Source organism: Chelatococcus composti, from assembly GCF_014201415.1.
GTDB lineage: Bacteria > Pseudomonadota > Alphaproteobacteria > Rhizobiales > Beijerinckiaceae > Chelatococcus_A > Chelatococcus_A composti.
In genome coordinates this window covers 193,483-214,463 of the sequence record NZ_JACHEH010000006.1, presented here as the reverse complement: position 1 = coordinate 214,463, position 20,981 = coordinate 193,483, and the positions used below count along the sequence as shown (strand labels likewise).

The window sequence follows — 20,981 nt, the reverse complement described above, 5'->3', positions numbered from 1 at the left end:
CGAAAGGACTGGCAGCTTGCTCAGTGCACCAGCGCGCTGCGCAGCTCGTTGAGCTGGGCAAGCCGCTCGGCCGCGGCCTGCCGGGCCTCGTCGGTCCTGGCGTCGGCCACGTCCTCCTCGGCGTCACGGATGTGCTGGGCCAGCATCTCGGCGTCCAGCTCCTCCAGCGGCAGCGCCTGCTCGGCGAGGATGGTGAGGCCTGCCGGGCCGACATCGGCGAAGCCGCCGCGCACGAAGAGGCGACGCACGGCGCCTTTGCCCTCGCTGACGGCGACGACGCCGGGCTTCAGCACCGCCATCACCGGCGAGTGGCCAGCCATGACCGTCATCTCACCCTCGCTCGAGGGCACGACAACGCTCTCGACCTCGCCGGAGAAGAGAAGCCGCTCGGGCGAGACGAGCTCGAACGTAAAGGTGGCCATGTCGATCTGTCTCCGAAACCGGAATTCCCGGGCGTGGGCATCGGGCCGGCCGGGGCGGGAGCCGCGGCCGGCGCTCGCCGCTTACGCGGCCTCGGCAGCGAGGCGCTTGGCCTTCTCAACCGCCTGCTCGATGGTGCCGACCATGTAGAAGGCGGCCTCCGGCAGGTGGTCGTACTCGCCGTTGCACAGGCCCTTGAAGCCCTTGATCGTGTCCTCGATGGCGACGAGCTGGCCCGGCGTGCCGGTGAACACCTCGGCCACGTGGAACGGCTGCGAGAGGAAGCGCTCGATCTTGCGGGCGCGGGCCACCGTGAGCTTGTCCTCTTCCGACAGCTCGTCCATGCCGAGAATGGCGATGATGTCCTGCAGGGACTTGTAGCGCTGCAGGATCTGCTGCACCTGGCGCGCCACTTCGTAGTGCTCCTCGCCGACAATGCGCGGGTCGAGCATGCGCGAGGTCGAGTCGAGCGGGTCCACCGCCGGGTAGATGCCCTTCTCGGCGATGGCGCGCGAGAGAACGGTCGTCGCGTCGAGGTGGGCGAACGACGTGGCCGGGGCCGGGTCGGTCAGGTCGTCGGCCGGCACGTAAATGGCCTGCACCGAGGTGATCGAGCCCTTCGTCGTGGTGGTGATGCGCTCCTGCAGGGCGCCCATGTCGGTGGCGAGCGTCGGCTGGTAACCCACCGCCGAGGGGATGCGGCCGAGAAGCGCCGACACCTCGGAGCCCGCCTGCGTGAAGCGGAAGATGTTGTCGACGAAGAAGAGCACGTCCTGGCCCTTGTCGCGGAAGTGTTCGGCGACCGTCAGGCCGGTGAGCGCGACACGGGCGCGGGCGCCGGGCGGCTCGTTCATCTGGCCGTAAACGAGGGCGCACTTGGAACCAGCCGCCGTGCCCCCGTTCTTCTTCGGGTCCTTGTTCACGCCCGATTCGATCATCTCGTGGTAGAGATCGTTACCCTCACGGGTGCGCTCGCCGACGCCGGCGAACACGGAGTAGCCGCCGTGGGCCTTGGCGACGTTGTTGATGAGCTCCTGGATGAGCACCGTCTTGCCGACGCCGGCGCCGCCGAAGAGGCCGATCTTGCCGCCGCGGGCGTAGGGGGCGAGCAGGTCGATGACCTTGATGCCCGTGACGAGAATCTGCGCCTCGGTGGACTGCTCGGCATAGCTCGGGGCCGGCTGGTGGATGGCGCGGTGATCCTCGGCCTCGATGGGGCCAGCCTCGTCCACGGGCTCGCCGATGACGTTCATGATGCGGCCGAGCGTGCCGTCACCGACCGGAACCTTGATCGGGGCGCCGGTGTCGCGCACCTCCTGGCCACGCACGAGGCCCTCGGAGGTGTCCATCGCGATGCAGCGGACGGTGTTTTCGCCGAGCTGCTGCGCCACCTCGAGCACGAGCCGGTTGCCCTGGTTCGTCGTCTCGAGCGCGTTCAGAATTTCCGGCAGGTGCCCGTCGAACTGCACGTCGACCACCGCGCCGATGACCTGGGTGATGCGTCCGACCGCCTTGTCGCTCGCCTTGTTCGCCATTTTCTAAACCCTCACGGTCCGATCAGAGCGGGGCCTCAAAGAGCCTCGGCGCCCGAGATGATTTCGATGAGTTCCTTGGTGATCATCGCCTGACGCGTCCGGTTGTAGGTCAGCGTCTGCTTCCTGATCATTTCGCCGGCATTGCGCGTCGCGTTGTCCATAGCGGTCATGCGCGCGCCCTGCTCGGAGGCGCCGTTCTCGAGCAGTGCCCGGAAGATCTGCACCGAGACGTTGCGCGGCAGGAGTGCCGCGAGGATCTCCTCCTCGCCCGGCTCGTAGTCGTAGACGGCGTCGAGGCCGGCGGCCTCCTTCGCCTCGCCGTCGAACTGGGCCGGGATGATCTGCTGCGCCGTCGGCACCTGCGAGATCACGGACTTGAACTTGCTGTAAAACAGCGTGGCCACGTCGAACTCGCCGGCGTCGAACATCTGCAGGACCTTGCGGCCCACAGCGTCGGCGTTCTCGAAGCCGATCTGGCGCACCGAGCGCAGCTCGATGAGGTCGACGATCTGATCCTTGAACTGCCGGCGCAGGGCGTCATAGCCCTTCTTGCCGACGCACAGGATCTTCACCGTCTTGCCCTGCGCCATCAGCGCGGTCGCCCGGTCGCGGGCGAGACGCGCGATGGAGCTGTTGAAGGCGCCGCACAGGCCACGCTCGGCCGTGCAGACGATGAGAAGATGCGTCTGGTCACGGCCCGTGCCGGCGAGAAGGCGCGGGGCGCCTTCCTTCACCGTCATGCGCGAGGCGAGGTTGGCCAGCACCGCCTCCATGCGCTCGGCATAGGGGCGCGCCGCCTCGACCGCCGTCTGGGCACGGCGCAGCTTGGCCGCGGCCACCATCTGCATGGCCTTGGTGATCTTCTGCGTCGCCTTCACCGAGGCGATGCGGTTGCGCAGATCCTTCAAGCTCGGCATGACGAGCGCCTATTTCCCGTTGCTGCGATGGCAGGTGCGGCTCAAGCGGACGCCTCTCAGGCGAACGTCTTGGCGAAGGCCTCGACGACGTCCTTGAGCTTGGCAGCCGTCTCGTCGGACAGGTCCTTCGACGTGCGGATCGCGTCGAGGATGTCGGCGTGCTTGGAGCGCAGGACGCCCAGCAGCCCCTCCTCGAAGTCGCGCACCCGGTTGACCGGCAGCGGATCGAGATAGCCGTTCACGCCCGCATAGATCACGCAGACCTGCTCCTCCATCTTCAGCGGCGAGAACTGCGGCTGCTTCAGGAGCTCGGTGAGGCGAGCACCGCGGTTCAGCAGGCGCTGGGTCGTGGCGTCGAGGTCGGAGCCGAACTGCGCGAAGGCCGCCATCTCGCGGTACTGCGCCAGCTCGCCCTTGATCTTGCCGGCGACCTTCTTCATCGCCTTGGTCTGGGCCGAGGAGCCCACGCGCGACACGGACAGACCCACGTTCACGGCCGGGCGAATGCCCTGGTAGAACAGGTCGGTCTCGAGGAAGATCTGGCCGTCGGTGATCGAGATGACGTTCGTCGGGATGTAGGCCGACACGTCGTTGGCCTGCGTCTCGATGACCGGAAGGGCGGTCAGCGAGCCGGCGCCGTTCTCGTCGTTCATCTTCGCCGCGCGCTCGAGCAGGCGCGAGTGCAGATAGAACACGTCACCCGGATAAGCCTCGCGGCCGGGCGGACGGCGCAGCAGCAGCGACATCTGGCGGTAGGCGACGGCCTGCTTGGACAGGTCGTCGTAGACGATCACGGCGTGCATGCCGTTGTCGCGGAAGTACTCACCCATGGCGCAGCCGGAGAAGGGCGCCAGGAACTGCATCGGCGCCGGATCGGAGGCCGTGGCGGCGACGATGATCGAGTACTCGAGCGCGCCGTTCTCCTCCAGCACCTTCACGAACTGGGCGACGGTGGAGCGCTTCTGGCCGACCGCGACATAGACGCAGTAGAGCTTCTGGTTCTCGTCGCCGGTCGCGTGCAGCGGCTTCTGGTTGAGGATGGTGTCGAGCGCGATCGCGGTCTTGCCGGTCTGGCGGTCACCGATGATCAGCTCGCGCTGGCCGCGACCGATCGGAATGAGGGCGTCGATCGCCTTCAGGCCGGTGGCCATCGGCTCATGCACGGACTTGCGCGGAATGATGCCCGGCGCCTTCACGTCCACGCGGCGGCGCTCGGTGGCCTGGATCGGGCCCTTGCCGTCGATGGGGTTGCCCAGGGCGTCGACGACGCGGCCGAGCAGGCCCTTGCCCACCGGCACGTCCACGATGGCGCCCGTGCGCTTCACCGTCTGCCCTTCGGCGATCTCGCGGTCGGAGCCGAAGATAACGACACCAACATTGTCGACCTCGAGGTTCAGGGCCATGCCGCGCACGCCCGACTCGAACTCGACCATCTCGCCGGCCTGCACGTTGTCGAGGCCGTAGCAACGGGCAATGCCGTCACCCACCGACAGAACCTGGCCGACCTCGGTGACCTCGGCCTCGGAGCCGAAGTTCTTGATCTGCTCCTTGAGGATTGCGGAAATTTCCGCGGCGCGGATGTCCATCAGCCGACCTCTTTCATGGCGAAACGGATCGAATTCAGTTTATGGCGAAGGCTCGCATCGACCATGCGGCTGCCCAGCTTGACGATGAGACCGCCGAGAATGGCGGGATCGATCTTGACGTCGAGGGCAACCTCGCCCCCGGCAGCCGCCTTGACGGCCGCCTTGATCTCGTCGAGGGCCTTCTGCGACGGCTCCTCGGCGAGGGTCACCTTGGCGTGAACGATGCCCTTCTCGCGGGCGACGAGCGCGCTGTAGGCGCGCACCATGTCGCGGATCGCGAAGAGGCGACGTTTCGACGCAACGAGACGGATGAAATTGGCAGCGAGCCCGCCGATGCCGGCCTTGGCGAGAACGGCGGCGACGCCCCGCTCCTGCTCCTCCGCGGTGAACGCGGGGCTCGTCACGAGGCGGGCAAGGTCCGGGCTCTCGGCCACGAGCGCATCGAAGCGCTTGAGGTCGGCCTCGATCGCGTCGAGGCTACCGGCTTCCTTGGCCAGCTCGAACAGCGCCGAGGCATAGCGCCCGGCAACTCCTGCTATGATAGTTCCGCCTTGAGCCACAGGGCTTCTCTCTTGCTCTCAAGAACCTACGGTCGTCACCGATCGCCTCGGCGGCGCCTGATCCTTCGCGCGGGACAGGGAATGGCGAGGACAGACACAATCTGCCCGGAAGGCGCCGGTGCCCTAACATAAGGATCGTGCGCGCGCAACATCGCAGGCGCCGCTTGCGCCTTCGCGTTGCCACAAAGGCCACTTCCCCACAGCCGTGTCCCACGCTCCGCAGGGCGGGCGCAGCGCCGGAAGAAGGGGTGAGAGCGGCTCCCTAGATGGGCATGTTGCGGCATTTCACCCCAAGTCCAGTCCCGATGGGCGCTTTTCGGGCCCTTCGCCGGCCGTGCCGGCCTCCCGGCGTGCGATGCCGGGCAGACCGGCCTGCGGCGATGCGCCTCCGCCGCCGGGGGCCCGGCCAGCGACGCGATGATGTGGCGGCAGCGGCCATCAGCGGGCATGATGAGGCTGTGCCGAGGAGGAGACCGAGCGATGACCGACGTCACTCCCATCCTGTCGCCCGAGGTGGCCGACGCGCTCGCGGCCCGACGGCCCGTGGTCGCCCTCGAATCCACCATCATCGCCCACGGCATGGCCTATCCCGCCAATCTCGAGACGGCGCGCCGGGTCGAGGCCATCGTGCGCGAGGGCGGCGCGGTGCCGGCGACCATCGCCATCCTTGACGGACGCATCCGCATCGGCCTCGACGAGGCCGGCCTCGAGAGGCTCGCCACCGCACCCGGCGTGATGAAGGCGAGCACGCGCGAGGTGGCGCTCGCTCTCACCACCGGGCGCGATGCGGCCACGACCGTCGCCGCCACCATGCGCCTCGCCGCCATGGCGGGCATCGCCGTCTTCGCCACCGGCGGCATCGGTGGCGTCCACCGCGGCGCGGCCACGTCCTTCGACATTTCTGCCGACCTGACGGAGCTGTCTCGCACACCCGTCGCCGTCGTCTCGGCGGGAGCCAAGGCCATCCTCGACCTCGCCCTGACGCTGGAGATGCTGGAGACGCTCGGCGTGCCGGTGGTTGCGGTCGGCACGGACACCTTCCCCGCCTTCTACTCCCGCGACAGCGGCCTTCGCGCCCCCGCGCGGCTCGACACGGCGGCACAGATCGCCACCTTCATCCGCGCCCATCGCGCGCTCGGCCTCAATTCCGGGGTGCTCGTCGCCAACCCCATCCCGGCCGAGGCCGAGATTCCCGCCGCCGAGATCGCGCCGGTGATCGAATCGGCCCTCCTCGAGGCCGCCGCGGCGGGCATCACCGGCAAGGACGTGACGCCCTTCCTGCTGCCGCGCGTCGTGGAGGCCACGGCCGGCCGCAGCCTCAGGGCCAACATCGCGCTCGTCGAGAACAACGCAGTGCTTGCAGCGCAGATCGCGGTGGCGCTCGCCGCCGAGGAGCGGTGAACAAGGAGGCGCGGGCTGCGCCCGGCCCCTTACATGAAGCTCATGGGGTCGACATCCACCGTCACGCGGATTCGCTGCGGCGGCTTCGGCGTCCGTGCGAGCCAGGCCCGCAGGTAGCCCTGCAGGTCGCTGTCGCGCGTCGCCCTGACGAGGAGGCGGAAGCGGTAGCGGCCGCGGATGAGGGCGAGCGGCGCCTCCGCCGGACCGAGCACGTCGATGCCCGCCGGCGGCTCGGCGGCGCGGGCGAGGGCGCGCGCATGCGCCTCGGCCTCGCCACGATCCGGGGCCGAGACGATGATGGCGGCGAGGCGCCCGAAGGGCGGCAGGCCGGCGGCCTCGCGCACGGCCTCCTCCTCGGCGTAGAAGGCTGTGGCATCGCCGGACAGGAGCGCCCGCATCACGGGATGGTCGGGCTGGTAGGTCTGCAGCAGCGCCCGCCCCGGCCGCTCGCCGCGTCCGGCGCGGCCTGTCACCTGCTGGAGCAGCTGGAACGTGCGCTCGGAGGCGCGCGGGTCGCCGCTCGCCAGCCCCACATCGGCATCGACGACGCCCACGAGCGTCAGCAGCGGGAAGTTGTGGCCCTTGGCGACGAGCTGGGTGCCGATGATGATATCCGCCTCGCCCGCGGCGATCGCCGCGAGCTCCCGGCGCAGGCGCTCCACGCCGCCGGGAAAGTCGCTGGACAGGGTGATGACGCGGGCGTCGGGGAAGTGCTCGACCACCTCCTCGGCCAGGCGCTCGACACCGGGCCCGCAGGCGGCGAGCGCATCGACCGTGCCGCATTCCGGGCAGTTGTCCGGCCGCCGCTCCACATGGCCGCAATGGTGGCAGACGAGGGCGCGGCGAAAACGGTGCTCCACCAGCCAGGCCGAGCAGTTGGGGCACTGGAAGCGGTGGCCGCAGCTGCGGCAGAGCGTGAGGGGCGCATAGCCGCGCCTGTTGAGGAAGAGCAGGCTCTGCTCGCCTGCCGCGCGCGTCTCCCGCATGGCGGCGAGCAGGGGGGGCGACAGCCAGCGGCCGCGCTCGGGCGCGTGCCGGCGCATGTCGATGGCCCGCATGGCAGGCAGGGTGCGGCCCCCGAAGCGCTCGGGCAGGACGAGGTGGCGATAGCGCCCGCGCGCCGCGTTGACGCGCGTCTCGACTGACGGGGTAGCGGAGGCGAGGACGATGGGCGCCTTGTCGATGCGCGCCCGCACGATGGCCATGTCGCGGGCGTGATAGAGCGCTCCTTCCTCCTGCTTGTAGGCCTGCTCGTGCTCCTCGTCGACGACGATGAGGCCGAGGTCGCGGAAGGGCAGGAAGAGGGCCGAGCGCGCCCCCGCGACCACCTTCACCTCCCCGGCCGCCACGGCCCGGTGCAGGCGCTCGCGCCGGCGGCCGGAAATGCCCGAGTGCCATTCGGCCGGCGCGGTGCCGAAGCGGGCGGCGAAGCGGCCGAGGAACTGCGCCGTGAGCGCGATCTCGGGCATGAGGATCAGCGCCTGCCGGCCCTGCCGCAGGGCCTCCGCCACGGCCTCGAAATAAACTTCCGTCTTGCCCGAGCCGGTGACGCCCTCGACGAGCGTGACGGAGAAGCGGCGCTCGGCGACGGCGCTGCGCAGGACGGCCGCGGCCCGCTCCTGGTCCGGCGACAGCTCCGCCGGCGCATGGTCTGGATCCGGCAGACCCGCTACCGGCTCCGGCGGCAGGGCGACTGTCTCGAGCGTACCGGCGTCGACGAGGCCGTTGATCACGGCAAGGCTCACGCCCGCACGCTCGGCGAGGTCCGCCTTCGTGTAGACCAGCCCGCCTTCGGCCGCCGCGATGACCCGGAGGCGCGCCGCGGTCAGGCGCTCGGGCGGCTCGCCAGAGAGGCGCACGCCCACGCGCACCTGCTCGGCCTTGTCCTCGCCGGGAATACGCAGGGCAAGACGCATGGCGAGCCCGAGGGGGGCGAGCGTGTACCAGGCGATCCAGTCGATGAGCCGGCGCAGGTCCTCGCCCATGGGCGGCACGTCCACCCGCCCGAGGACGCTCTTCAGATTGGCGGCGGAGCCCTCGCGCACGGCCCAGACGACGCCGACGGTCTGGCGCGGCCCAAGCGGCACCACGACGACGTCACCCTCCGCCAGCGCCGTGCCGGCCGGCACGGCGTAGGAATAGGCCTTGTCGAGCGCCACGGGCACGACGACATCGGCGATGCGGCTCGCCGCCTGCCGCGCTTCGCTCGCGCCGTTTTCGGAGGGCATGTCCATGCGCTCTGGCATAACACCGATTCGCCTGCCTGTTCACGCGCCGTTAGGGTGGCGGGTGGAATCCTTGCCCTCATGATCGATCTGCCTGATGACACCTTCCGCGCCTTCCAGGGGTGGCTCGCCCACCTTGCCGGTGAGCGCCGCCTGTCGCCCAAGACGCTGGAGGCCTATGGCCGCGACGCGCGCCAGTTCTTCGCCTTCCTCACGGACCACCTCGGCGGCCCGCCGACGCTCGCCGCCATCGCGCGGCTGAAGCCGATGGACCTGCGCGCCTTCCTCGCCTCGCGCCGCGCGGCGGGGGTCACCGGGCGCTCGCTGATGCGCCAGCTGGCGGCGCTGCGCTCCTTCGCCCGGCATCTCGAACGCGCCGGCCTCGGCACGGCGTCGGCCTTTGTTGCCATGCGCGCACCGAAGGTATCGAAGGGCCTGCCGCGCCCGCTGACGGCCGAGGCGGCCCGCGCCGTGGTGGATGCCGACAGCCGCGCCGGTGAGGCACGCGAGGGCTGGATCCTGGCGCGCGATGCAGCCGTGATGGCGCTGCTCTACGGTTGTGGCCTGCGCATCTCGGAGGCGCTCGGCCTCAGGGGAGGGGACGTCAAGGCCCTCGAGGCGGGCAGCATCACTGTGACCGGCAAGGGCGGCAAGATGCGCGAGGTGCCGGTGCTGCCGCAGGTGGCGCGGGCGGTGGCGGATTACGTCTCCGCCTGCCCCTATCCGCTCGTGCCGGACGGGCCGCTCTTCGTCGGTGCCCGCGGCGGCCCCCTGTCGCCGCGCATCATCCAGCTCGCCATGGAGCGTCTGCGTGGCGCCCTCGGCCTGCCGGCGAGCGCGACGCCCCACGCGCTGCGCCATTCCTTCGCCAGCCACCTGCTCGGCCGCGGGGGGGATCTGCGCGCCATCCAGGAGCTGCTCGGCCACGCCTCGCTGTCGACGACGCAGGTCTACACCAAGGTCGACGCCGCCCGGCTTCTGGCCGCCTACGAAGCGGCGCATCCGCGGGCGTGAACGCCCGAGACGACGAAGCCCGGGGCGATGCCCCGGGCCCGTGCGAATGCATGGCGATCGGCAGGCGATCACATGTGGATCGCGCGCTTCTCCACGGCCATGGCGGCTTCCTTCACCGCTTCCGAGCGGGTGGGGTGGGCGTGGCAGGTGCGGGCGAGATCCTCGGACGAGCCGCGGAACTCCATCAGCACGGCCGCCTCGTGGATCATCTCGCCGGCTTCCGGGCCGATGATGTGCACGCCGAGCACCTTGTCGGTCGCCGCGTCGGCGAGCACCTTCACAAAGCCGTCCGTCTCCCGGTTCACCTTGGCGCGGCCATTGGCGGTGAAGGGGAACTTGCCGACCGTGTAGGCGACGCCGGCCTCCTTCAGCTCCTCCTCCGTCTTGCCGACGGCGGCCACCTCCGGGAAGGTGTAGACGACGCCCGGAATGACGTCGTAGTTCACGTGCCCCGCCTTGCCGGCGAGGATCTCGGCCACGGCCACGCCCTCGTCCTCGGCCTTGTGGGCGAGCATGGGGCCGGCGATCACGTCGCCGATGGCGTAGATGCCCGGCACCTTCGTCTGGAAATGGGCGTCGACCACGATGCGGCCGCGCTTGTCGGTCTCGATGCCGAGCCCCTCGAGGCCCAGGTCCTTGGTGTAGGGCACGCGGCCGATGGCCACGAGCACGATGTCGGCGTCGACCACCTCGGCGTCACCGCCGGCTGCCGGCTCCACCGTGACCTTGGCCCCGCCATTGCCGGTCTCGACCTTGGTCACCTTGCTGCCGAGCTTGAAGGTGAAGCCCTGCTTGGAGAGGATGCGCTGGAAGTTCTTGGCCACCTCGCCGTCCATGCCGGGCAGGATGCGGTCGAGGAACTCGACCACCGTCACCTCGGCGCCGAGGCGGCGCCACACCGAGCCGAGCTCGAGGCCGATGACGCCGGCACCCACGACGACGAGCTTGCCGGGAACCTTTTCGAGCGACAGCGCGCCCGTGGAGGAGACGACGACCTTCTCGTCGATCGTCACGCCCGGAAGCTGGGCGACGTCAGAGCCCGTGGCGATGACAATGTTCTTCGCCTCGAGCGTCTTCACCGAGCCGTCCTCGGCCGTCACCTCCACCTTGCCGGGCGCGGCGATGCGGCCCGTGCCGTGGAAGGCGTCGATCTTGTTCTTCTTCAGCAGGAACTCGACGCCCTTGGTGTTGCCATCGATGCCCTCCTGCTTGAAGGCGTGCATCCTCGCGAGGTCGAGCGTCGGCGTCGACACGCCGATGCCCATGTCGGCGAAGGCGTGCGCCGCCTCCTCGAAACGATGCGAGGCATGGAGCAGGGCCTTGGAGGGGATGCAGCCGACGTTGAGGCAGGTGCCGCCGTGCGTCTTGCGCTTCTCCACCACGGCGACCTTCTGGCCGAGCTGGGCGGCGCGGATGGCACAGACGTAGCCACCAGGGCCGGTGCCGATGACGATCGTGTCGTAGGACATGGGGCGAGCTCCGTTTGAGACGTGACGGCCGGGGTGCCCCGGCCGTCCATGCGTCCCGAGCGAGCGGGAAGAGGTCCGGCGTGCTGGCCGGGGGGCGGATCAGAGGTCGAGCACGAGGCGCGCCGGATCCTCGAGGTTCTCCTTCACGCGCACCAGGAAGGTGACGGCCTCCTTGCCGTCGATGATGCGGTGGTCGTAGGACAGTGCGAGATACATCATCGGGCGGATGACGATCTGGCCGTTGCGGACCACCGGGCGCTCCTCGATGCGGTGCATGCCGAGGATGGCCGACTGCGGCGCGTTGAGGATCGGCGTCGAGAGGAGCGAGCCGTAGACGCCGCCGTTGGAGATGGTGAAGGTGCCGCCCTGCATCTCCTCGATCTTCAGCTGGCCGTCACGGGCGCGCTTGCCGAAGTCGGCGATCGCCTTCTCGATGCCGGCGATGGAGAGCTGGTCGGCATCGCGCACCACCGGCACGACGAGGCCCTTGTCCGTGCCGACGGCGACGCCGATGTGGTAGTAGTTCTTGTAGATGATGTCGGTGCCGTCGATCTCGGCATTGACGGCCGGCAGCTCCTTGAGCGCCTGCACGCAGGCCTTCACGAAGAAGCCCATGAAGCCGAGCTTCACGCCGTGCTTCTTCTCGAAGGTATCCTTGTACTGGCTGCGCAGCGCCATCACGCCCGACATGTCGACGTCGTTGAACGTCGTCAGCATGGCCGCGGTCTGCTGGGCATCCTTGAGGCGGCGGGCGATGGTCTGGCGCAGCTTGGTCATGCGCACGCGCTCCTCGCGCGCGGCATCGTCCGGTGCCGAGGGGGCGCGGATCTGCGCCGGGGCGGCCGGCGCCTGCGGGGCGGCGGCGCCGGCAGCGACGGCCGCCAGCATGTCGCCCTTGGTCACGCGCCCGTCCTTGCCGGTGCCGGCGACGGAAGCGGGGGAGACGCCGGTCTCCTCGGCAATGCGTCGCACGGCCGGGCCGTGGTCCGTGGCGGCGGCCGGGGCCGCGGGCTTCGGCGCATCGGCCTTGGGCGCCTCTTCCTTCTTCGCGGCCGGCTTCTCGGCCGGCTTGGCAGCGGCGCCCTCGCCCTCCGTGATGGAGCCGAGCAGCGCCCCCACCTCGACCGTGTCGCCCTCCTTCGCGGCCACCTCGGCGAGGACGCCGGCCGCGGGGGCATTGACCTCGAGCGTGACCTTGTCGGTCTCGAGCTCGACGAGCGGCTCATCGGCCTTCACGGCCTCGCCGGGCTTCTTGAACCAGCGGCCAATGGTGGCCTCGGTGACGGATTCGCCCAGGGTGGGCACGCGGATTTCGGTCGCCATGATCTTCGTTTCGCTTCTAGGCCACGCGGCCGGGTTGAGGGGGCAAGGGACGGCTCGGGAGCCGTCCCGGCATTACGGGGCGAAGGCCTCGTCGAGGAAAGCCTGCAGCTGGGCGAGGTGCTTCGACATCAGGCCAGTGGCGGTGGCGGCGGAGGCCGCACGGCCGACGTAGCGCGGCCGCTTCACCTTGCAGCCGGCGTGATCGAGCACCCACTCGAGATAGGGCTCGACGAAGGTCCACGCCCCCATGTTCTTCGGCTCTTCCTGGCACCAGATCACCTCGGCGCGCGGGAAGCGCTGCAGCTCCGTCGCCAGGGACTTGGCCGGGAAGGGATAGAGCTGCTCGGTGCGGAGCAGGTAGATGTCGTCGATGCCCCGCTTCTCGCGCTCCTCATAGAGGTCGTAGTAGACCTTGCCCGAGCAGATCACGACGCGGCGGATCTTGTCGTCCTTGACGAGCTTGATTGTCTCGCCCGGCAGCCGCTCCGCGTCGTCCCTGAGGATGCGGTGGAAGCTCGTGCCCTCGCCCAGCTCGGCCAGGCTCGACACGCAGCGCTTGTGACGCAGCAGGGACTTCGGCGTCATCAGGATGAGGGGCTTGCGGAAGTCGCGCTTCAGCTGCCGGCGCAGGATGTGGAAGTAGTTCGCCGGCGTCGTGCAGTTCGCGACCTGCATGTTGTCCTCGGCGCACAGCTGCAGGTAGCGCTCAAGGCGGGCGGAGGAGTGCTCCGGTCCCTGGCCCTCGTAGCCGTGCGGCAGCAGCATGACGAGGCCCGACATGCGCAGCCACTTGCGCTCGCCCGAGGAGATGAACTGGTCGATGACCACCTGCGCGCCGTTGGCGAAGTCGCCGAACTGCGCCTCCCACATCGTGAGCGCGTTGGGTTCGGCGAGCGTGTAGCCGTATTCGAAGCCGAGCACGGCCTCTTCCGAAAGCATCGAGTTGATGACCTCGTAGCGCGCCTGGCCCTCGCGGATGTTGTTGAGGGGCGTGTAGCGGTCCTCGGTCTCCTGATCGATGAGCACCGAGTGGCGCTGGCTGAAGGTGCCGCGCTCGCTGTCCTGGCCGGACAGGCGCACGGGGTGCCCCTCGAGCACCAGCGAGCCAAAAGCAAGCGCCTCGGCGGTCGCCCAGTCGAGGCCCTCGCCGGTCTCGATCATCTTGCGGCGGTTGTCGAGGAAGCGCCTGATCGTGCGGTGCACGTTGAAGCCTTCCGGCACCTCGCAGATGCGCTGGCCGATCATCTTCAGCGTGTCGATGGCGACGCCCGTGGCGCCACGGCGTGGATCGTCCGCGTCCTCGCGCACGGCCTTCAGGCCGGACCAGCGCCCGTCGAGCCAGTCAGCCTTGTTGGGCTTGTAGGACTGGGCCGCCTCGAACTCCTCGTCGAGCTTGGCGCGCCACTTCTCGCGGGCCTCGTGGACCTCAGCCTGCGTGACCACGCCCTCGTCGATGAGCTTCTTGGCGTAGATCTCCAGCGTCGTCGGATGCTGGCGGATCTTCTTGTACATCAACGGCTGGGTAAAGCCGGGCTCGTCGCCTTCGTTGTGGCCGAAGCGACGATAGCAGAACATGTCGATGACGACCGGCTTGTGGAACTTCTGCCGGAATTCCGTCGCGATCTTGGCGGCGAAGGTCACCGCCTCCGGATCGTCGCCGTTGACGTGGAAGACCGGCGCCTCGACCATCTTGGCCACGTCGGACGGATAGGGCGAGGAGCGCGAGTAGCGCGGATTGGTCGTGAAGCCGATCTGGTTGTTGATGATGAAGTGCACCGAGCCGCCGGTGCGGTGACCCTTGAGACCGGAGAGGCCGAAGCATTCGGCCACGACGCCCTGGCCGGCGAAGGCCGCGTCGCCATGGATGAGGAGCGGCATCACCTTGGAGCGCTCCACCGTGTCACCGAGCTGGTCCTGCTTGGCGCGCACCTTACCGAGCACCACGGGGTCGACGATCTCCAGGTGCGACGGGTTGGCGGTCAGCGACAGATGCACCCTGTTGCCGTCGAACTCGCGGTCCGACGAGGCGCCGAGGTGGTACTTCACGTCGCCCGAGCCCTCCACGTCGTCAGGCGCGAAGGAGCCGCCCTTGAACTCGTGGAAGATGGCGCGGTGCGGCTTGCCCATCACCTGAGCGAGCACATTGAGGCGGCCGCGGTGGGCCATGCCCAGCACGATCTCCTTCACGCCGAGCGCGCCGCCGCGCTTGATGATCTGCTCCAGCGCCGGGATGATCGCCTCGCCGCCGTCCAGGCCGAAGCGCTTGGTCCCGGTGTACTTGATGTCGAGGAACTTCTCGAAGCCCTCGGCCTCGATGAGCTTGTTGAGGATCGCCCGCTTGCCGCGCTCGGTGAAGGCGATCTCCTTGTCCGGCCCCTCGATGCGCTCCTGGATCCACGCCTTCTCCGTCGGATCGGAGATGTGCATGAACTCGACGCCGAGTGTCTGGCAGTAGGTGCGGCGCAGGATCGCGAGCATCTGGTTGATGGTCGCGAACTCGAGGCCGAGCACGTGGTCGATGAAGATCGGCCGGTCGTAGTCGGCTTCCGTGAAGCCGTAGGTCGAGGGATGCAGCTCCTCGTGATCCTTCGGCGGCGCGATGGCCAGCGGGTCGAGGTTGGCGTGCAGGTGGCCGCGCATGCGATAGGCGCGGATCATCATGAGGGCGCGGACGGAGTCACGCGTCGCCTGCAGCACCTGGGCGTCGGACAGCTCGACGCCCGACTTCTGCGCCTTCGCCTTGACCTTGTCGCCGAGGGCCTTCTCGACCGGTGCCCAGTTGCCGTCGAGCGCCGAGACGAGCTCGCCGTTGAGCGGCACAGGCCAGTTCGGCTTCTTCCAGGAGGCGCCCCGCGCGTTCTTGGTGATCAGCGCGGCATCGTCCTTGAGACCTGCGAAGAACGTCTGCCACTCGGCATCGACCGAGGCCGGGTTCTGCTGGTAGCGGGCGTAGAGCTCCTCGATGTAGGCAGCATTGCCGCCGTAGAGGAACGAGGTTTGGGCGAAGAGATCGTTGGCGTCCTGGCGTGCCATTGGTCCTGGTCCTGCCGGAACCCACGGGGATGAACCCCGATGGAGAACAGAGCCGGTTGCCCGGCTCCTTGATCCGCCGCCTCCGGTTAGGCGGCGGATGGTGGGAGGGCCGCCCGGAGGCGGCCCGTGAATGGCGAAGCAAAGCCGAACGTTACGACGGATACGTGAGCAAAAGGTTGCCTTCGCCCGCGCATCGCCGCTCCGTCAGCCCTTGAGAACCTCGACGAGGGTCTTGCCGAGCCGCGCCGGGGAAGGCGAGACGCGGATGCCCGCCGCCTCCATGGCCGCGATCTTGTCCTCGGCGCCGCCCTTGCCGCCGGAAATGATGGCGCCGGCGTGGCCCATGCGGCGGCCGGGCGGAGCGGTCCGGCCGGCGATGAAGCCGACCATCGGCTTCTTGCGGCCCTTGCGCGCCTCAGCCCGGATGAACTCGGCCGCCTCCTCCTCGGCCGATCCGCCGATCTCGCCGATCATGATGATCGAGTGCGTATTCGGATCGGAGAGGAACATGTCGAGCACCTCGATGAACTCGGTGCCCTTCACCGGGTCGCCGCCGATGCCGACGGCCGTCGTCTGGCCGAGGCCCTCCTGCGTCGTCTGGAACACGGCCTCGTAGGTCAGCGTGCCGGAGCGCGAGACGATGCCGACATTGCCGGGGCGAAAGATGTTGCCCGGCATGATGCCGATCTTCGACTCGCCGGCCGTCACCACGCCGGGGCAGTTCGGCCCGATGAGGCGAGACTTGGAGCCGGAGAGGGCACGCTTGACCTTCACCATGTCCATCACCGGGATGCCCTCGGTGATGCAGACGATGAGCGGAATCTCGGCCGCGATCGCCTCGCAGATGGCGTCGGCCGCGCCCGCCGGCGGAACATAGATCACAGTCGCGTCGGCGCCCGTCTTCTCGCGCGCCTCGGCGACGGTGTCGAACACCGGCAGGCCAAGGTGCGTCGTTCCACCCTTGCCGGGGGAGACGCCGCCGACCATCTTCGTGCCGTAGGCGATGGCCTGCTCGGAGTGGAAGGTGCCGTTCTTGCCGGTGAAGCCCTGGCAGATGACCTTCGTGTTCTTGTCGATGAGGATGGACATCGTTCAGGCTCCCTTCACGGCCTTGACGATCTTCTGAGCGGCGTCGTCGAGGTCGTCGGCAGAAATGACGTTGAGGCCGGACTCGTTCAGGATCTTCTTGCCGAGTTCGACATTGGTGCCCTCGAGGCGCACGACAAGCGGAACCTTGAGGCCGACCTCCTTCACCGCGGCAATCACGCCCTCGGCGATGACGTCGCACTTCATGATGCCGCCGAAGATGTTGACGAGGATGCCCTTCACGTTCGGGTCGGCGGTGATGATCTTGAAGGCCGCCGTGACCTTCTCCCTCGAGGCGCCGCCGCCGACGTCGAGGAAGTTGGCCGGCTCTGCGCCGTAGAGCTTGATGATGTCCATCGTCGCCATGGCGAGACCGGCGCCGTTGACCATGCAGCCGATGGTGCCGTCGAGGGCGATGTAGGCGAGATCGTGCTTGCTGGCCTCGATCTCCTTCTCGTCCTCCTCGGTCACGTCCCGCAGGGCAACGATGTCCGGGTGGCGGTAGAGGGCGTTGGAGTCGAAGGACACCTTGGCGTCGAGGCAGCGCAGCTGGCCATCCTTGGTGACGATCAGCGGGTTGATCTCGAGCATCGCCATGTCCTTGGCGACGAAGGCCGCATAGAGCTTGGTCACGAGGCTCTCGGCCTGCTTGGCGAGGTCGCCGGTAAGGCCCAGCGCCTTGGCCACGGTGCGGCCGTGGTGCGGCATCACGCCGGTCGCCGGATCAACCGCGAAGGTCAGGATCTTCTCGGGGCTCTTGTGGGCGACCTCCTCAATGTCCATGCCGCCTTCCGTCGAGACGACGAAGGCGACGCGGCTCGTGGCACGGTCGACGAGGGCGGAGAGATAGAACTCACGCTCGATGTCCGAGCCGTCCTCGATGTAGATGCGGTTGACCTGCTTGCCGGCCGGGCCGGTCTGAACGGTCACAAGCGTCTTGCCCAGCATCTGGCCGACGAAGGTCTTGACCTCTTCGACCGACCTGGCGAGGCGCACGCCGCCCTTGTCGCCCGCTTCCGGCTCCTTGAACTTGCCCTTGCCGCGCCCGCCGGCATGAATCTGGGCCTTGACGACCCACAGCGGCCCGCCGAGCTCTTTCGCCGCGGCTTCTGCCTCTTCAACGGAGAAGACGGCCTTGCCGGCCGAGACCGGGACGCCGAATTCCTTCAGAACGGCCTTGGCCTGGTACTCGTGAATGTTCATGAGTGTGTCCCTTCTTGGCGGGGCAATCGGCAGTGCCGCCGGCGGCAGGCAATCGTCGCACCTCTTACGCGGACTGCCTGCAGCCGACTGCCTCCTCGATCAGCCGGCGAAGGCCGGGTTGATGCCCTTGCAGGCCTCGACGAGGCCCTGCACGGACGCGACCGACTTCTGGAACATCGCCTTCTCGGCGTCGTTCAGCTCGATCTCGACGATGCGCTCCACGCCGCCGGCACCGATGACGATCGGCACGCCGACGAACATGTCCTTCACGCCATACTCGCCGTTGAGATAGGCGGCGCAGGGCAGGACGCGCTTCTTGTCCTTGAGGTAGCTCTCGGCCATGGCGATGGCGGAAGCCGCCGGGGCGTAGAAGGCCGAGCCGGTCTTGAGCAGGTTGACGATCTCGCCGCCGCCCTTGCGCGTGCGCTCGACGATGGCGTCCACCTTCTCCTGCGTGGTCCAGCCCATCTTGACGAGGTCGGGCAGCGGGATGCCAGCCACCGTGGAGTAGCGCACGAGCGGCACCATGTCGTCACCGTGGCCGCCGAGCACGAAGGCCGTGACGTCCTTGACCGAGACCTTGAACTCCTCGGCGAGGAAGTAGCGGAAGCGGGCCGAATCGAGCACGCCGGCCATGCCGACGATCTTGTTCTTCGGCAGGCCCGACGCCTTCTGCAGCGCCCACACCATGGCGTCGAGCGGGTTGGTGATGCAGATGACGAAGGCGTTAGGGGCGTACTGCTTGATGCCCTGGCCGACCGCTTCCATCACCTTGAGGTTGATGCCGAGCAGGTCGTCGCGGCTCATGCCCGGCTTGCGCGGCACGCCGGCGGTGACGATGATGACGTCCGCCCCCTCGATATCGGCGTAGGACTGGGTGCCCTTGTAGGCGGCGTCGAAGCCGTCCACCGGGGAGGACTCGGCCAGGTCGAGGCCTTTGCCCTGCGGAATGCCTTCGGCGATGTCGAAGAGCACGACGTCGCCCAGCTCCTTGAGGCCGACGAGATGGGCAAGGGTGCCGCCGATCTGGCCGGCGCCGATCAGCGCGATCTTCTTACGGGCCATGTGAGAAACCGTCCTTCAGTTCGAGGAGGGGACGCATCCCGGAAAACCGCGGTTTCTTTGACTCAAACGGGGTCCTGCTTCAAGTCATGCAAAACCCGCCGCGGGGCTGGCCTTTGCTGCCACAACCGGTAGCTTGCGCCGGGCGCGGCGGCGAAAAGACAGATGGTGCAAGGGGTTGGGAATTTCCAGTGGTGCCCCGGGCTGATGCGGCAGATGCGAAGTCTTTTTGTTACAGTTTTCAGATATTGTAACTTTTATCGCGCCGGCAGCGCCGGATAGGCTGTCCGCCGGCCAGCGCGCACTCATACATAGCCGGCTTTGAGAGCCCGCAGCGCGATGCGGATGATCGTCGCCAGTCGCTCCTCCAGCATGTCGCGGGGGCGCTCCGCGTCAAGCCGGACCGCGGTCGGATGCGTAAACCGGAAGAGGATGTCGGTGAGGAAGGTCAGCGCCTGCTCGCGGTCCCTGGGGTTGAAGGTGCCGGTCGCCAGCCCCTCGTCCACTACCCGGCCGACGAACATGCGCACCCGGCCCCGGTGCCGCCGCGCCACGCCGCGGTTCGCCTCGGCCGCGGCGACGAAGAGGTCGAAGATCGGCGGGTCGTTCTCGGCCAGGTCGCGGTAGTCACGCGCGAGCGCGAGGATGAGACGCTCCAGCTTGTCGTCCGCCGGGTCCGGTGCATTTGCCACGTCGGCGAGGAAGGTCTCGACCGGACGCAGGGCCGCCTGCACCACCGCATCCAGCAGGTCGCGCTTGGAGGGGAAGTATCGGTAGACATTGGCGTGCGTCATGCCCGCCTCCTGGGCGACGCCCACCACCGTGACCCGCGCCGCTCCCAGGCGGCGCACGTGCTCGGCAGCAATCTCGAGCAGCCGCGCGTCCGCCGTCTCGGGCGTCGCGCGGGCCGCTCGGCGGGGCGCGCTCATGTCTCCACCAGGCCCGTCGTGTTGCCGGAGGCGCGGGAATCGCCCTGGCCATGCGGCAGGGCGAGATAATCCTGCGACCGCATCTCGATGAGGCGCGACACCGTGCGGTCGAACTCGAAGACCTCGCGCCCCTGGTCGGCACGGTAGAGTTCGTGCGGCTCCGCCTCGGCCGAGGCGATGAGCTTCACGTGTTTCTCGTAGAGCGTGTCGATGAGCGTGATGAAGCGCTTGGCCGCGTTGCGCTGGGCATAATCCATCATCGGGATGCCCGACAGGATGATGCAGTGGTAGCGCTCGGCCAGCGCCAGATAGTCGGAGGCGCCGAGGGGGCGCTCGCACAGCTCGGCGAACGTGAAGCGGGCCACGCCGTCGCTCGCGCTCGGCACGGGCACCGTGCGCCCCTTCACGTGGATCGCGTCGGGCTTGCCCTCGCGCCGCCCGGTGAGGCGGAAGAAGGCCTCGTCCAGCGCCGCCTCGGCCGCCGCGTCCGCCGGCACGTGGTAGACCGGGCTGCCGGCCAGCTTCTCGAGGCGGAAGTCGGTGCGGGAATCCAGGCGCACCACCTCCATCCGGCTCGTCAGCAGGTCGATGAAGGGCAGGAACAGCGCCCGGTTGAGGCCATCCTCATAGAGGCGGCTCGGCTCCACGTTCGACGTGGCAACCACGGTGACGCCGCGCGCGAACAGGGCCGCAAACAGCCGGCCGAGGATCATCGCGTCGGCGATATCCGTCACCGTGAACTCGTCGAAGCACAGCAGCCAGGCTTCGTCCGCCAGCGCATCGGCCACGGGCGGGATGGGGTCGCCGTCCTTCTCCCGCCCGTCCTTGACCCGCTGGCGGTGGGCGAAGATGCGCTCGTGCACGTCGGCCATGAAGGCGTGGAAGTGCGCGCGGCGCTTGCGCTCGGGCGGCGCGACCTCAAAGAAGAGATCCATCAGCATGGTCTTGCCGCGGCCCACCGAGCCCCAGATGTAAAGACCCTTGAGGGGTTCCGCCTTCTCGCTGCGCTTGCCGAACAGCCAGCCGAGCGGGCTCGTCTTGCGGGCGAGGCGCCGCTCGCCGAGGCGCTGCGCCAGCTCGTCGAGCCGCGCCACGAGCCTTTCCTGGGCGGGGTCGCGCTCGATCACGCCTTCGCTTACGAGGGTGTCGTAGCGGGCGCGCACGCTGGTGGAGGCAAGGGAAAGGCGGGGCTCGATGATCACGGGGAGGGATTTAGCG

The 20,981-nt window shown here is 68.7% G+C and carries 16 protein-coding genes; 2 read left to right on the top strand and 14 right to left on the bottom strand.

The window, feature by feature from the left end:
- Positions 1–20: 20 nt before the first annotated feature.
- The 5 genes from HNQ73_RS14250 to HNQ73_RS14230 form a co-directional block, all read right to left on the bottom strand.
- Positions 21–422: a F0F1 ATP synthase subunit epsilon gene (locus tag HNQ73_RS14250; RefSeq protein ID WP_183335548.1), complete on the bottom strand. Its 402-nt coding sequence runs from the start codon at positions 420–422 to the stop codon at positions 21–23.
- An 81-nt stretch (positions 423–503) separates the two neighbouring features.
- On the bottom strand, positions 504–1,955 hold the full coding sequence (gene atpD / locus HNQ73_RS14245) for a F0F1 ATP synthase subunit beta (protein ID WP_183335547.1): 1,452 nt from the start codon (positions 1,953–1,955) through the stop codon (positions 504–506).
- 35 nt (positions 1,956–1,990) lie between these two features.
- On the bottom strand, positions 1,991–2,872 hold the full coding sequence (locus HNQ73_RS14240; RefSeq protein ID WP_183335546.1) for a F0F1 ATP synthase subunit gamma: 882 nt from the start codon (positions 2,870–2,872) through the stop codon (positions 1,991–1,993).
- A gap of 56 nt (positions 2,873–2,928) precedes the next feature.
- The gene (gene atpA, locus HNQ73_RS14235; RefSeq protein WP_183335545.1) at positions 2,929–4,458 is read right to left on the bottom strand and encodes a F0F1 ATP synthase subunit alpha; all 1,530 of its coding nucleotides are present in this window, start codon (positions 4,456–4,458) and stop codon (positions 2,929–2,931) included.
- Positions 4,458–5,018 (bottom strand): F0F1 ATP synthase subunit delta, encoded by a 561-nt coding sequence (locus HNQ73_RS14230; protein ID WP_183335544.1) that lies wholly within the window; start codon positions 5,016–5,018, stop codon positions 4,458–4,460. The genes atpA and HNQ73_RS14230 overlap by 1 nt, the downstream gene beginning before the upstream one ends.
- A gap of 480 nt (positions 5,019–5,498) precedes the next feature.
- Here HNQ73_RS14230 and HNQ73_RS14225 point away from each other — a divergent pair, with 480 nt between their 5' ends.
- On the top strand, positions 5,499–6,419 hold the full coding sequence (locus tag HNQ73_RS14225; protein WP_183335543.1) for a pseudouridine-5'-phosphate glycosidase: 921 nt from the start codon (positions 5,499–5,501) through the stop codon (positions 6,417–6,419).
- A 29-nt stretch (positions 6,420–6,448) separates the two neighbouring features.
- Here HNQ73_RS14225 and HNQ73_RS14220 read toward each other — a convergent pair whose 3' ends face one another.
- On the bottom strand, positions 6,449–8,653 hold the full coding sequence (locus tag HNQ73_RS14220; protein ID WP_183335542.1) for a primosomal protein N': 2,205 nt from the start codon (positions 8,651–8,653) through the stop codon (positions 6,449–6,451).
- A 72-nt stretch (positions 8,654–8,725) separates the two neighbouring features.
- Here HNQ73_RS14220 and HNQ73_RS14215 point away from each other — a divergent pair, with 72 nt between their 5' ends.
- Positions 8,726–9,658 carry a tyrosine recombinase XerC gene (locus HNQ73_RS14215; RefSeq protein WP_183335541.1) on the top strand — a complete coding sequence of 311 codons (933 nt, stop codon included), beginning with the start codon at positions 8,726–8,728 and terminating at the stop codon, positions 9,656–9,658.
- A 68-nt stretch (positions 9,659–9,726) separates the two neighbouring features.
- Here HNQ73_RS14215 and lpdA read toward each other — a convergent pair whose 3' ends face one another.
- The 8 genes from lpdA to zapE all read right to left on the bottom strand — a co-directional run bounded on the left by lpdA (position 9,727) and on the right by zapE (position 20,965).
- Entirely contained in the window at positions 9,727–11,127 is a 1,401-nt protein-coding gene (gene lpdA / locus HNQ73_RS14210; RefSeq protein WP_183335540.1) for a dihydrolipoyl dehydrogenase, read from the bottom strand.
- Positions 11,128–11,226: 99 nt separating this feature from the next.
- A complete protein-coding gene (gene odhB, locus HNQ73_RS14205; RefSeq protein ID WP_183335539.1) occupies positions 11,227–12,450 on the bottom strand; it encodes a 2-oxoglutarate dehydrogenase complex dihydrolipoyllysine-residue succinyltransferase in 1,224 nt (407 codons plus the stop codon).
- A 72-nt stretch (positions 12,451–12,522) separates the two neighbouring features.
- Positions 12,523–15,483 (bottom strand): 2-oxoglutarate dehydrogenase E1 component, encoded by a 2,961-nt coding sequence (locus HNQ73_RS14200; protein WP_183335538.1) that lies wholly within the window; start codon positions 15,481–15,483, stop codon positions 12,523–12,525.
- A gap of 204 nt (positions 15,484–15,687) precedes the next feature.
- On the bottom strand, positions 15,688–16,572 hold the full coding sequence (gene sucD, locus HNQ73_RS14195; RefSeq protein ID WP_183335537.1) for a succinate--CoA ligase subunit alpha: 885 nt from the start codon (positions 16,570–16,572) through the stop codon (positions 15,688–15,690).
- 3 nt (positions 16,573–16,575) lie between these two features.
- Positions 16,576–17,772: an ADP-forming succinate--CoA ligase subunit beta gene (sucC, locus tag HNQ73_RS14190; protein WP_183335536.1), complete on the bottom strand. Its 1,197-nt coding sequence runs from the start codon at positions 17,770–17,772 to the stop codon at positions 16,576–16,578.
- 99 nt (positions 17,773–17,871) lie between these two features.
- On the bottom strand, positions 17,872–18,837 hold the full coding sequence (gene mdh / locus HNQ73_RS14185) for a malate dehydrogenase (protein WP_183335535.1): 966 nt from the start codon (positions 18,835–18,837) through the stop codon (positions 17,872–17,874).
- Positions 18,838–19,139: 302 nt separating this feature from the next.
- Positions 19,140–19,763: a TetR/AcrR family transcriptional regulator gene (locus tag HNQ73_RS14180; RefSeq protein WP_183335534.1), complete on the bottom strand. Its 624-nt coding sequence runs from the start codon at positions 19,761–19,763 to the stop codon at positions 19,140–19,142.
- Positions 19,760–20,965 (bottom strand): cell division protein ZapE, encoded by a 1,206-nt coding sequence (gene zapE / locus HNQ73_RS14175; RefSeq protein WP_183335533.1) that lies wholly within the window; start codon positions 20,963–20,965, stop codon positions 19,760–19,762. The genes HNQ73_RS14180 and zapE overlap by 4 nt, the downstream gene beginning before the upstream one ends.
- Between the last annotated feature and the right edge of the window lie 16 nt (positions 20,966–20,981).